Source organism: Cellvibrio zantedeschiae (genome assembly GCF_014652535.1).
GTDB classification, from domain to species: Bacteria; Pseudomonadota; Gammaproteobacteria; order Pseudomonadales; family Cellvibrionaceae; genus Cellvibrio; species Cellvibrio zantedeschiae.
In genome coordinates this window covers 236608-249497 of sequence record NZ_BMYZ01000004.1, presented here as the reverse complement: position 1 = coordinate 249497, position 12890 = coordinate 236608, and the positions used below count along the sequence as shown (strand labels likewise).

13 protein-coding genes are annotated in these 12890 nt (G+C 50.3%); all 13 read right to left on the bottom strand.

Annotated features, from left to right (window positions below; genetic code table 11):
• Positions 1-27 precede the first annotated feature (27 nt).
• Positions 28-831, bottom strand: a complete 804-nt coding sequence (gspN, locus tag IE104_RS17785) for a type II secretion system protein N (RefSeq protein WP_189421044.1) — start codon at positions 829-831, stop codon at positions 28-30.
• A gap of 32 nt (positions 832-863) precedes the next feature.
• Positions 864-1343: a type II secretion system protein M gene (locus IE104_RS17780; RefSeq protein ID WP_189421035.1), complete on the bottom strand. Its 480-nt coding sequence runs from the start codon at positions 1341-1343 to the stop codon at positions 864-866.
• 11 nt (positions 1344-1354) lie between these two features.
• The gene (gene gspL / locus IE104_RS17775; RefSeq protein WP_189421033.1) at positions 1355-2680 is read right to left on the bottom strand and encodes a type II secretion system protein GspL; all 1326 of its coding nucleotides are present in this window, start codon (positions 2678-2680) and stop codon (positions 1355-1357) included.
• A 27-nt stretch (positions 2681-2707) separates the two neighbouring features.
• A complete protein-coding gene (gene gspK / locus IE104_RS17770) occupies positions 2708-3751 on the bottom strand; it encodes a type II secretion system minor pseudopilin GspK (protein ID WP_189421031.1) in 1044 nt (347 codons plus the stop codon).
• Entirely contained in the window at positions 3720-4400 is a 681-nt protein-coding gene (gene gspJ, locus IE104_RS17765) for a type II secretion system minor pseudopilin GspJ (RefSeq protein ID WP_229838089.1), read from the bottom strand. Before gspJ ends, gspK begins: the two co-directional genes overlap by 32 nt.
• Complete coding sequence (gspI, locus tag IE104_RS17760) at positions 4393-4869, bottom strand: type II secretion system minor pseudopilin GspI (RefSeq protein ID WP_189421029.1); 477 nt, start codon at positions 4867-4869, stop codon at positions 4393-4395. Before gspI ends, gspJ begins: the two co-directional genes overlap by 8 nt.
• Positions 4866-5447, bottom strand: coding sequence for a prepilin-type N-terminal cleavage/methylation domain-containing protein (locus IE104_RS17755; RefSeq protein ID WP_268247529.1), 582 nt, complete (start codon positions 5445-5447; stop codon positions 4866-4868). The genes gspI and IE104_RS17755 overlap by 4 nt, the downstream gene beginning before the upstream one ends.
• Before the next feature lie 14 nt (positions 5448-5461).
• Positions 5462-5941, bottom strand: a complete 480-nt coding sequence (gspG, locus tag IE104_RS17750; protein ID WP_189421027.1) for a type II secretion system major pseudopilin GspG — start codon at positions 5939-5941, stop codon at positions 5462-5464.
• A 40-nt stretch (positions 5942-5981) separates the two neighbouring features.
• Positions 5982-7217: a type II secretion system inner membrane protein GspF gene (gspF, locus tag IE104_RS17745; protein ID WP_189421025.1), complete on the bottom strand. Its 1236-nt coding sequence runs from the start codon at positions 7215-7217 to the stop codon at positions 5982-5984.
• Between the two features lie 131 nt (positions 7218-7348).
• Positions 7349-8917: a type II secretion system ATPase GspE gene (gene gspE, locus IE104_RS17740; protein WP_189421023.1), complete on the bottom strand. Its 1569-nt coding sequence runs from the start codon at positions 8915-8917 to the stop codon at positions 7349-7351.
• Positions 8914-10968, bottom strand: a complete 2055-nt coding sequence (gspD, locus tag IE104_RS17735; RefSeq protein WP_229838086.1) for a type II secretion system secretin GspD — start codon at positions 10966-10968, stop codon at positions 8914-8916. Before gspD ends, gspE begins: the two co-directional genes overlap by 4 nt.
• Positions 10969-10982: 14 nt before the next feature.
• Positions 10983-11984, bottom strand: a complete 1002-nt coding sequence (gspC, locus tag IE104_RS17730; protein ID WP_189421021.1) for a type II secretion system protein GspC — start codon at positions 11982-11984, stop codon at positions 10983-10985.
• A gap of 405 nt (positions 11985-12389) precedes the next feature.
• A complete protein-coding gene (gene mscL / locus IE104_RS17725) occupies positions 12390-12782 on the bottom strand; it encodes a large-conductance mechanosensitive channel protein MscL (RefSeq protein WP_189421019.1) in 393 nt (130 codons plus the stop codon).
• Between the last annotated feature and the right edge of the window lie 108 nt (positions 12783-12890).

The window sequence follows — 12890 nt, the reverse complement described above, 5'->3', positions numbered from 1 at the left end:
CTCCTTCAATACTGCGCCTGTATCAGGCTAGAAATTCAAATCGACGGCATAGGTCAGGTTGCCCTGCGCATCGTTCGGCTGCTGGGTTGCAAACATAGAGACCCAGGCGCCTGCATTAATTTCGCGGAAATAAGGCTCAGGTAATGAAAAGCTACCTTTAATCGCCGCTCCGGTCGGATAAGGTAAGTTGCCAAGCAAATCCACATGGAGTGGGCTATTTACATCAAAAATATGGGCATTCAGGCCTTTTTTGCCATCGTCAGTTAATTCGGCGCCTATGCCGCCTAGATTCATCCAATTAGAGCCGTTGTAAATTTTGCTATCCATCCAAGTGGCTTTTGCGCGCAGGCCAAGTAATTGCAGCTCGCCGATTTCCAGGCGCTCAATAGTCAGCGCAAATTGCCCGCTGATTGCCAGGGGTAGAAGCGGTTGGACGAGTGCGGCGGGAAAACTGACACTGGCATCTTTAACGGTGATGCCATTTTTACCTCTCATGCACACCACACCATCAAACTCTTGATTGTCCATATGCGTACCAATAAGCGCGCAGGGTTTGAGGGTTAAAAACGAAAGCAGATTGAGTTTCCAGGTCAACTGACCCAATGAATGATCAACACCTTTGACTTTGATACTCGCCAGACTTGCACGACCTGACCAGAGCGTGCCCGAAACACCGTTCATGGCGATATCGCCGCTGCGAGTTAACAAATAAGCCCCCCAAACAGCAGGCAGATTACTCACCACAAAATACAGCCAGAAAATGACCCCAAGGGTAATCCAGAACTTTTTACTCATATTGAGTTTGGGAAGTGAAACAGCTTTAAAAACCATCGAGACATCAACCTTGTCATTCATCAAAAGCATTAGGGCTTTACGAGGCGCAAATTAACAGAGACCAAGCCCGGGTCATTGCTGGCAGTAATCGATAGCTCGCGGATGGCTATGTGATATTTCACCTCCAGATCGTAAAGCCACTGCATGAGCACGTCCGATGCTATGCGATCCACGCGCACGCGCACCTCGCCACCCGCACCGGGGGTAAAGCTGGTCATGGTGATGCCATTGTCGCGCAAGCTGGCATCCAGGAGACCGCTGATATCGCCACCATTGTTAGCCTGATTGGATTGCTGGGACAAGACTTCATATTGGCGGGCAAGTAGCTGCACCTTGCCCAGTGACTGCTGGGTATTGGTGACGGTTTGCAGCAGCGAATCACGTTTATGTTTGAGTGGCGACAGAACCGCCAGCCAAAGCACGTAGGCTGCAATGAGCAAAGCACCAAACAATAAGGTCATTTGCTCGCGGCGATTAAATTGGGAAAGTGTGCTGAGTAGTTTTTCCATGATTACCTCACCTAGCGCTGCGGCTTGCTGATTTTAAGGCGACCGGTATTGAGGTCACCCTGCGCGTTTACGCCTTGTAGCTCGGCCACATAACCTTGCGCCGCAATCGTCTGGCGCAAAGCATCAATGGAGTTGAAAGAGTGCGCCTGTACGCTGACGGACATATCGCCCGTATCTGCCGAATAAGAAATCACTTTTACAGTCACATCGGCATTGTTTGAAATCAGTGGTAACACGCCCGCCAAGGTAGCCATCACATTGCCCGATTGGGTTTTCGGCTGCATGGCTTGCAGTTTGACGCGCAAGCGTTTCTCTGGATCGTCCGACTGGCCGTTGGGGATGACACTGCGATAAATGGCTTCCATTTGCTGGCGCAACTGCAGGTTTTGTTTGTTGAGTTTATAAATGTGGAAACCCAGTACGCCTACATAGGCGATAAAGGTTACCAGCGCCAAAATGCCCACTCCGCGCCAAAGCTTCATCCAGCGTTCCAGTGGCAGACGTTGGGAAAACTCAGCCTGGCATAGATCAATCGCTTTGCCGTTAAAATCCAGCTGCCAGGGTTCTACAAGATTTTGTGCACTGACCCGCGCCGCCAAACGTTCGGGGAGACTTTTATATAGCGCGTCCAACTCCGTTTGCTCACTCGCCCTTAGCACCAAAGCAGGCAAGTTATCGCCCAGCTTTTGGTTTGCAATCAGCATGTCGACAGCGGCAGACAGCAAAGGCAAAGGAACGCTAAAGCCTTCTTGCTCGGCAAAACGCACATTGACCTGACCGTTTTCCAGCGCAAGTATCCAGGTTGAAAAAGGATTCAGGGTCAAGCTTTCTACGGAGGCATCCGCATCGGTTAACGCCGGCTCTACTTGCTCAGGGGCGCCCAATGCCTGAAATGGCAACAGGAGCGGTGTTGACCAGCAACGCGTAATTTCTACGCCTATGGCTGCCAGTTGGTTGAAGATGGATTTAAGCCATCGCTTATCGGTGTAGGCCAAGGCAACCTTGCCCGCGTTGGCCGTACCTATAGCAACATGCAGGTCATCAATATCGCCAACAACAGATTCTTCCAATTGGAAGGGAAGTAAATTGCGCAGATGCTTCTTTTCTTTCTCGGTGTATTCCAACTGGCGAGTAACTACTTTGGCACCGGGCAAAAGCAACCAGGCCTGATGCGCCACATTGCCGAGACTTGCACGCAAAGCATCCAGATTACCCATTGCAGAGGACTGCACCTGGCCATCGCTGAGCCAGCACCAGCGGAAATTATCCGCGTCGCTGTTGCCTGCGTTACCAGTGCCTGCATGGCTACTAATGGAAACTACCAATTGTGGGGACATTCAACTTACCCTGATTTTTGTTTTTAACTACAAATTACCTTCTTCCCGGCGCACAACTTTGAACGCCGGGCTACCGCGTAACAACAAGCTGCGACCGGTGCGCCGCTGATCGCCAATTTGCACCACTGTAGTCAGCCAAAAATATTTGGTGGCTACCGCAAGTTCGCCGTCTGCCGACGCTTGGCCAGCGCCGACTACTTTGTTCCAGCTGGTATTAAAATCGCTCAAGTTAGCATAGAAGCCTGTTGAGGGTTTTTCCGCAATCAGCGACTTTGCCTGGCTCTCGCTCAAAGGGCTCAACTCAGTATTCAGGTTGATGCACCGATAGAGCAGCTCGGGCATGGTGTTGATATTTAATATTTCGCTGGGCTCAAGCACTGTTACATAAGGGCGCAAGGCCTGCATGATTTGCGGGGTAACACCGCGAATCATTTGTAATTCTTCCACGCTGCGAAACGGCATATTAGCGGCTTGGTATGGATCTGGCTGGCCCAGGTAATAATCGTTTTCAGCCCCGTTTGAACCCGCCGGGTCCGTGTCCTGATCGGTCCAATCGACAATGGCTTCCAAAATCGCCGTGGCAATTTCCGGGGATTGCACCAGTGCTGTATGCGGGTCTTCGCGATTCGGCAAGGCTTGTAGCAAGCGTATAAACATAAGCTGGGCGTTGGTATAACGCGAAGCATCCGAAGGCGCTTTGCTCGCAAAATCGGCCTTCACAATCGCCAGCCGGTTCAAATTGAATTTTGCATTGGCATCATCGAGGGAGATCAACAAGTCGCCCATATTGTCAGGCAACTGAATGGGTACAGGTTGCCCCCAAAGTTCCTCACGATAATCCGCTGCCGCATCATCGGTTGCCAAAAACTTTATCGCCGCACCTTCGCCACTAAACAAATAGGCCCGCGCTTGTGCGCCGTGCCAGCGCGCTTCCGCACGCGCTAAACCGAGCTGATAATCGCCCGCGAATTTAATACCCAAGCCGGCGACCAAGGCTACGATTAGCAGCACCATAATCAACACGGCGCCGCGCTCGCGGTTATTTTTGAGGGATTTCGAACAGGCGTACACCGCGCGCTCCTCCCTCAAGTTCTATGGTCATTTCCAGTGCGATGGGCATAGCCGAACCGCCTGTTGCATTAATCGGCGGCCAGAGTGGCTCCCAATTTCTGCTGTACTCACTGCCTTCCAACACGCTTTTGCCATCGGCTTTAATACGCGCATCCGATAGAAAGCGCAGCTGCACATCCACCACATTATCCAATAGCAACTGGTGGAAAGATTCGCGCTCAAAATCGATATTTTCCAGCGGCATATTGCGCTCGGGCAAATAGTCCCGCCACAACTTACCTTCAGCAATACGGTAGTTAACCTGCTGCAAATCACTGCGTACACGCCCCAGCGGATTTACCCAACCGCGCCGCGCAAACACCATAATTACCTGGAAAGTATCCTTACCTTTCGTCTTCAAACTGGCCGCCTCAAACTTGAGTTGAGGATTAGCAATTTGCGGATTAAGCGGCAAAATATTCCGCATATCCTGCCCGATCAACTGCCAGGCTTTATCGAGTTTGTTTACATCGTTGAGCACATCGCGGGTGCGCTCGGCGTTGCGGCTCGCCCCGTCGAACGATTGGTAAGCCATAGCGGCGACTAAGGCTGAAAGCGCAATCGCAATGACCATCTCCAGCAGGGTAAAACCCTTTTGCGCGCTATTCACTCATGTACCCCGTCAAATGCGCTATGGGGTCAACTTTTTCCAGGCCTTGGGCAGGCTTAAAGCCTGAACTATCTGCCACGCCCAAAACCGCCACATCTATATCGAGCTTAAGGATTCCCTGAACCGGAATCTCTTCTGCAACCACAGTTTCATACTGCCATTGCCATTGCAGGCCCATCATTTCTGTTCGGCCGGAATCTTTTTCGGCGAGCTTATACTTGGGAAACAGCTCTTTATTGTTCAACAGGGTTAAACGGGTTAATTCGTTTTCAGCAATCCACATACCGTAGGTTTTGTTGCGAATATGGGCTGCACCATCAACTTGCGACATCACCAGAATCACCAGCGCAGGTAAAGCCATGGCGACAATCATTAGCGCCACCATGACTTCTACCAAGGTAAAACCCTTGGTAGCTGCGAGGTGCGCTTTGGCGTTAATCGCTTTAGGTTTTGTGATCTTGCTTGTCATCGCACGGCTTCATTACTTTTTTGGGCTTCGTCTTCTTCACGCCAATGACTGTTGCCCATCATGTCGATCTCGATATGTTGCGCCTCGGTGTTGGTGCCTGTGCCTTGCTCAAACAGCGCCATTTCTACCGGAGTAGCTTCACCACTGGGTGAAAACACTAATACGGGTGGCTGGGTTTCCAAATCCGGGTCGTAGGTGTACAGGTGGCCTTCCACGACCAACTCCCATTGCACACGTTCGTCCATGCAATGTTCGCTCAGGCTGTCTTCCGGCAATTTCACCCAGGCGTTGTCGCGGTAACGTTGCCAGTTGTAACACCAATATTTGCCGAGCGAATCGCTGGATTCACGCGGGCTAATAAACATCGCCACCACCTCGCCATTCAAGGCAGCAAACTCACTTACAAACCCCACGGCTTGCATAAAGGCTTGCGCTTCAAGGCGCGGCGCGGCCTTACTTTTATCTTCACCGACCGATAGGGTAATGACGGTCGCCATTAAGCCAATGATAAATACCACTATCATGATTTCGATCAGGGTAAAGCCCCTGACCGACCCTAAATGCCCGTGCCGAATCACTTGTGAGCCGTAAATTATTCGGTTTTTTCAGCTTGATCCCAAATGCTGAGGTCGGCATTGGGGCCATCGCCACCGCTGACGCCATCGGCACCCAGGGTGTAAATATCATAGTCGTGACCTTCGCCCGGACTCATATAGAGGTATGGGCGATCCCACGGGTCTAACTGCATTTGGTCAAGGTAGCCGCCGGTTTTCCAGTTGCGAGGAACCGGGGCCAAAGTAGGTTTGTTGACTAAAGCATCCAAACCCTGATCACTGGTTGGATAGGTGAAGTTATCAATGCGATACAACTTCAGGGCCGTTTGCAGGGATTTGAAATCTGCACGGGCTTTTTGCGTGCGTGCTTGCTCCATACGATCAAGTACCGTGGGCACTGCAACGCTTGCCAGCAAGCCGATGATAATGACCACCACCATGATTTCGATAAGGGTAAAACCGCTTTGGCGGCTTGGGGATAATAACCCTGACTTATTCGCTAAACCTGAGTAACGCATAAAAAACTCCTGACTCTTAAATTAAAAGCCTCGCTTGCGATTAAACAAGTGAGTTCATTTGGAAGATCGGCTGCAAAATCGCCATTACGATCAGGCACACCGAAAAACCCATAAAAACGATGGTGAGGGGTTCAAGCAGCCCCATCGCCATACCCAAAACCATTTCCAGCTCACGCTCCTGGTCTTTGGCGGCATTATCCAATTGCTGCGCCAGGGTGCCGTTAGCTTCGCCGCTTGATACCAGCTGGACCAATAATGGTGGGAAAGTGCCCGCATTATCCATCGCCCGCGCCAGACTACTACCTTCGCGCACAGCGCCTACAACCTGCTCGCAAGAATCCTGCAAAATACGGTTGCTCATTACCTGCCCGGCAATCGTCAGGGCTTGCAATAAAGGAACACCACTGGATGACAACAAACTCAAGGTAGCGGCAAAACGCGCTGCATTGATCTGGCGAACCAATTCACCAATCACTGGCAAGCGCAGTTGCATGCGATGCCAAACACGCAGATTGGCCTCCACCTTTAGCAATTTGCGCAAGCCAAATACCAGGCCGACAACGGCGATTACAATGAACACACCATAATTAACGATAAACCCGCTCACACTGATGAGTACCTTGGTGAGGAATGGCAATTCATGATGGCTGTGGGCAAAAATCCCCACCAATTTGGGCACCACAAAGGCCATTAACGCAGTAATCACCCCCAAGCTGATCAAGAGCAGCACTATGGGGTAAATCATCGCCATTTTGATACGCGCCTGAATTTGCTGGCTGCTCTGGGTGTAATCAGCCAAACGCTCTAACACCGGCCCCAAATAACCGGAACTCTCGCCTGCGCGTACCAATGCGCGGTACATATCGTTGAAGGCAACGGGGTTCTCCCCCAATGCCTGCGCCAAACTAAAACCTTCCAGTACCTTGGTGCGCACACCCAATACGATGCGTTTGATATTGGGCTTGTGCGCCTGCTTGCCGGTTGCATGTAAGGCTTCATCCAACGGCAAACCGGAGCGCACTAGAGATGCCAGTTGGCGGGTAATAATACTTAAATCGCGCGGGCTCAACCGGCTTGCCAAGCGCTTGCGCCAGCCAGAAAGATTAATGCTATCGTCGCCAGTTTTTTCAGCTTGGCTGTGGGCGTTTTCAACTTCTAGTGGTTTGAGTTTTTTGGCGCGCAGTTGGCTGCGAACATGGCGTTCGGAATCGGCTTCTAAAATGCCCTTAACGGTTTTACCCGCTTCGTTAAGTGCTTTGTAGCTGTAGGCGCCCATGATTTCCTCAAAAACCTTAGATCGTTACTGACGAAAACGAGACAAGGCAAACATGACCGAAAAAGCGGAATTTATATTTAATAAATGAGCATTTTGAGGTCATGTTTAACGCCGTATCGTTGAGTAAAGATCTAAAGTTGGGTTGTTACGCGTAGCACTTCTTCCATGCTCGTGATGCCATCCAGAACACACTGACGGCCATCATCACTAATAGAAAGACTGTGTTTACGCGCTTCGGCAAGCAGCTCTTGCTCACCGGCTTGTTCGTGAATGAGATGGCGCAAGCGCTCGTTAATCTCAATCAATTCGTAGATACCTTTTCGGCCACGATAGCCTTGGTTGTTACAGTGGTGACAACCCACTGGGCGGAAAATGGGGGTGTTTTCCGGCAATTTGAGCATGGAGCGCTCGGAATCCACCGGCATATAGGATTCTTTACAGTGATTACACAGCAAGCGCACCAGACGTTGCGCCATGACCACCTCAAGACTCGAAGCCAACAAGAACGGCTCAACACCCATATCTTTTAAACGCAAGACCGCACCAATGGCGGTATTAGTGTGGAGTGTTGATAACACCAAGTGACCAGTGAGCGACGCCTGGATGGCAATCTCTGCCGTCTCACCATCGCGGATCTCGCCCACCATCACCACATCCGGGTCTTGACGAAGAATTGCGCGCAGACCACGGGCAAACGTCATTTCCACTTTGGGATTTACTTGCGTTTGACCTATACCCGGCAGCAAATATTCCACCGGGTCTTCAATAGTGAGGATATTGCGGCTGCGGCTGTTGATATGGCTCAAGCCAGAATAGAGCGTGGTGGTTTTACCGGAACCGGTTGGGCCCGTAACCAGAATAATGCCGTGGGGTTTGAGCAAAGCACGGCTGAGTTTTTCCTGCACGGCTTTCGGCATCATCAGCTGATCGAGCGAAAGCTGCCCTGCCGACTGATCCAACAAACGCAATACAATACGTTCACCGAAAGCAGATGGAATGGTAGATACACGAATATCCACCGCATGACCTGCCAGGCGAACGGTAATACGACCGTCTTGTGGCAGGCGTTTTTCAGCGATATCCAAACGCGCCATTACTTTTAAACGCGAAACCAAAACTGGCGCTAGCTCCGGCTTTGGCGATAAAACTTCGTTCAGCACGCCATCGATACGGAAGCGAACTGATACGCGGTCTTCAAAAGGCTCAAGGTGGATATCGGAAGCGCCTTCGCGCACCGCTTGCGAGAGAATGGCGTTAATTAAACGGATAATCGGCGCATCGTCGTCGCCCGCAAGCAAGTCGGTGCGCTCGGCCAAATCTTCCGCCATGGAAGACAAATCGAACTCCGCGCCCAGGTCTTCCACCGCGCGTTGGGCTGCGCCGTCGCCACTTTGATAATCTTTGGTCAGGCGTTTTTGGAATTCTTCCGCAGGAATTTCCTCCAGCGTAAAACCTTCGCCCAAATAGCGCTGCAACTCCAATAATACATCCAGCGTTAACCCGGGGCGATGCAATACCAGTTTGCTCTCCGCATCAGCCAGCATCACGCCCTGCGCCGAGGCAAAACTAAACGGCAGGCGATAGCTATCTGCCTCATCTTCTTCCGCAGTAACTGCCGCGGGATTTACAGGTGCCACGGCTTCCAAATCGATAATCTCGGCGGCATCAGTCACTATTGCATCTGAATTGACCACAATCATTCACTCTTAACCGGGGCTTGCACGGGAGCAGGAGTTGCCTCTATAGGCGTTGCTGGCTCGGTAACCTTGGCTTTGGGCTCTGGTGGAGGCAAGGGTTTATCGTGCAAGTCAGGCAATACCGGAATTGATTTGGAATCTACCAGCTCTTTTTGCGAGCGACGGTTCTGTAGCTGGACATCGCGAATTGCGCTGTATTTTTCTGCGGTCGCACCCACCAGCATTTCGTCATCACGCAGCACAGTTGCACGAATAAACACTAGCAAATTGGTTTTTACTTTTTTGCTGGTTTGGGTGCGGAACAAATGCCCCATTACCGGAATGCTACCCAGCAGCGGAACGCGGGTTGCGCCGGTCTGGATGTCATCTTTAATCAAACCGCCCAAGACCACTGTTTGGCCGTCGGCCGTAAGAATCTGGGTTTTGATTTTGCGTTGGTTAGTGATAATTCCGTCTGCACTGGAAATATTGGAAATGCTCGATACCTCTTGATCAATGTCCAGCACCACACTATTTCCTTCGTTGATATGCGGCGTGACCTCTAAGGTAATACCCACATCCTCACGCTGGAAAGTCGTGTACGGACTACCGATTGAACCAGTTCCCGTACCTGTACCTGTTTGCGTGTACGAACCTTGCTTGAACGGGACTTTTTGGCCAACGGAAATTTTGGCCTTGGTGTTATCTGTGGTTAGCAAGTTCGGCGTAGACAAAATGTTGGTGCCGCTATCTTCCTGCAACAACTTCAACAAGCCGATAAAAGTGGTTCGCTCACCCAAAAATGCAGTGCCGAAAGCCTGTCCATTAACCGTTGAAAGCCCCTTTGCCAACTGTGCCACGCCGGTGTCATAGACTTTTGGATCTGAACTTCTTATGTTCAACGCGCCTTCACCCAAACCAGCTAAAGTCGCACTGCCATCATTGGAGGTTCCAAAGCCCTTTTTAGTATCCGCATACATCCATTGGATACCCATGTCTTTGTTAGCGTTGTTTTGTATCTCCACAATAATCGCTTCAACCAACACTTGCGCGCGGCGAATATCCAGCTGCTCAATAACAGAAACCAGCGATTGCATGTTGTCGCTATCTGCCGTCACCAACAAAGAGTTGGTCGCTTCGTCCGCTTGCACATTGGTTTGGCTGTTGCCGCTCTCACCCGGTTTAGCAGCACCACCTTGCCCCTGTGACATGCCAGTTAAGACCTTGGCAACATCAGCAGCTTTTGCGTATTTGAGATAAAACACACGCACGTTGGAGTTGCGGGTTTGTGGGCGATCAAGGCTTTCTACCAAACCCTTGATGCGCTGGCGCGACATTTCGTCACCGCTAATCACCACCGCATTAATACGCTTGTCCGCCACTACAATAGGTGGCGAGGTGGTAACACCGCGGTTAGGGTCCGGTTTTTCCAGTTGCGTGATCATAGCGACCACTTCGGCAGCCTGCGCATAGCGCAACTGCATAACATCTGTCGCCAGAACGGCGGCCTTATCCATTTGCAAAATCAAATCATTGATACGAGCGATATTGGCGCGTGTGTCGCTGATGATTAGCGCATTGCTGGGCTCGTAAGCCGTGAGATGTGCGTATTGCGGAACCAGCGGACGAATAGCGGCAAGAACTTTGGCAGCGCTAATATTATTGAGTTGGATAATTTGGGTGATATAGCCGTCATTTCTGGAGGTAACAGCTTGTTCGTTGGGAATAGGTAAATTACGCGCCTCACGGTTCACAACCACACGCACTACACCGTCGCTTTCAAAGGCGGTAAAACCGTGCACATCCAAAGCCGCTAAAAATAAATCGTAGAGCTCCTTTTTATTCATCGGCTTGCTGGCCATAACCCGAATTGGACCGCGCACCTTGGGGTCTACAATAATCGGCTTGCCGGTAACTTCCTGAACAAACTTGACCACTTCAACTATATCTACGTCTTTAAAGCTGACTGTCCAGGTTTGCTCCGGCACTACAGGCTTGGGCTCTGCAGCTATGAGCGTTCCAGTCATGCTAAGCACGGCCAGAAACAGAACACTTTTAACGAATTTAGCTTTCACCCTACACCCTCACTTTACTGGAGCACTACATCAACTGTTATAAGACTACCACCGCGCTTGATTTCAAGACTTGCTGAGGTGGTATTGCCCATATTTTTATACACTTCCATAATCTTGGCGGGATTTGTTAAAGGCATGCCGTTAATCGCCGTGACTACATCATCGGTTTGCAAACCCAAAGATCTGAATTTTTCTGCGTCGCGGCCAGGGCGAATTTTATATCCAATAACCTGCCCACTTTGACGATCACGCTCAATACTCATCGCCAATACATCGGAAAGATTGCGGCTCACTTCAGCCAGTGCCGGATCACGACCACCCTCCGCAGGCGATTGCATTTCCGGTCCGGGGCCCGGGCGTCCCGATGGATAAGATTGCTGTGGAGCTATTTGTTGAATCGTAGTTTGTTGCGGAGACGCCTGCGAAATGGGCGGAGCATTGGGGTCATTTTGATAAAGAAACAGGGATTCGTATTGGCCGTTATTATTAATAATGACCCTGTCGTTCATCACCTTGGAGAGCGTGACGTTGTTGCCTACGGGTAGCGCAGTACCTACTGCATAAAGATCCTGTTTATCGCCAGCGGCAATCATGGCGCGCGCCGCGTTTTCATCGCTGCTAACAATCACTCCCACTAAAATCAAATTGAGTTGAGTCACAGTCGCCTGGGTTTCAATAACCGCTGGCTGGTCTTGCTTGGGTGCTTCGGCCTTACCAAAAACCGCCAGGGTTTTTAGTTGCTCGATATTAACAGCAGAGTTATTAGACTCTACCTGGGCGGTTACCGTGGGAATGGCTACTGTTGCAGCGGGGATTACAGGAGTGGGAAGCAGCAACCAAAAGAGGCGCGCCAAACTTACACTTAAACTCAGCACTAATAAAAAACGAGCCAAAAACTGCCAGCTACTCAGCGGCACTCGCGCGAGCAAAGCAACGAATCGGGCAAAAACTTGCTCCCATTCTGCGCGGGTTTGCGGCACGGCAAACCGGTTGATAGATGACCGATTAACTAACATAAGGATTGCACTAATTCCTTCGCGAATATCGCCTAGAAACTTTGACTACCGGAAATTCGAGCCGCTAAGCTCGAGCCACTATGAAGTCCTAAGAGAAAGTTCAATGAGCTGCGGAATACAAAAAAGAAACACTGAACATGTTCATTATGGTTATAGAGCAGGGATTCTACTCTATCCACCTTGCAAAAGCGAAAACATGAAAAGCATATTTGCCCGCGCTGTGACAAGCTTAAAAGCAATTAGTTTTCGCTAACTACCAGTACGCATTCACCCTGCTGACGCTGCTTTCTAAACCACACTTAAAGCGAATTTAACTATTACAAAAAAACATAGACTTGTTCATAAAAGCGTGCGCTTGTACAAAAAAACGCGGACCTGCCGCGTTTTTCATCCTGGACAATTCAGCTATTTTTTATCGCGCAGCAAATCGCGGATCTCGGTAAGCAACAACTCTTGCGGCGGGGTCACAACAGCGGCCGGTTCTTTCGCTTTAACTTTATTAATGACTTTGATCAACAGGAAAACCGCAAATGCAATAATGGTGAAATCAATAACGGTTTGTAAAAACTTGCCAATCGAAATCACAACTGCCGGGCTCGCACCTTCGGCTGCCTTGAGGGTGATAACCAAATCGCTGAAATCAACACCGCCAATGAGTAGACCTATGGGCGGCATAATTACATCGGCCACCACTGAGGTCACAATCTTTCCGAAGGCGGCACCAATGATAATACCGACTGCCAAATCCACTACGTTACCTTTAACGGCAAATTCTTTAAATTCTTTTAGAATGCTCATAAAATCCCCTTTTTGTGAATTTTGAAACAGGCGCCAACATGTGTCGGGCTCGTGTTTTTATACCCTATAAAACGTACCAAACCAAGCGCTGCGCAAAGCTTTAAGTGA

Coding starts and splice junctions, on each gene's coding strand:
- mscL (WP_189421019.1), bottom strand. CDS start 12,782: ATGAGCATTCTAAAAGAATTTAAAGAATTTGCCGTTAAAGGTAACGTA.
- gspI (WP_189421029.1), bottom strand. CDS start 4,869: ATGACAAGCAAGATCACAAAACCTAAAGCGATTAACGCCAAAGCGCAC.
- gspC (WP_189421021.1), bottom strand. CDS start 11,984: ATGTTAGTTAATCGGTCATCTATCAACCGGTTTGCCGTGCCGCAAACC.
- gspL (WP_189421033.1), bottom strand. CDS start 2,680: ATGTCCCCACAATTGGTAGTTTCCATTAGTAGCCATGCAGGCACTGGT.
- gspE (WP_189421023.1), bottom strand. CDS start 8,917: ATGATTGTGGTCAATTCAGATGCAATAGTGACTGATGCCGCCGAGATT.
- gspN (WP_189421044.1), bottom strand. CDS start 831: ATGGTTTTTAAAGCTGTTTCACTTCCCAAACTCAATATGAGTAAAAAG.
- gspF (WP_189421025.1), bottom strand. CDS start 7,217: ATGGGCGCCTACAGCTACAAAGCACTTAACGAAGCGGGTAAAACCGTT.
- IE104_RS17780 (WP_189421035.1), bottom strand. CDS start 1,343: ATGGAAAAACTACTCAGCACACTTTCCCAATTTAATCGCCGCGAGCAA.
- gspG (WP_189421027.1), bottom strand. CDS start 5,941: ATGCGTTACTCAGGTTTAGCGAATAAGTCAGGGTTATTATCCCCAAGC.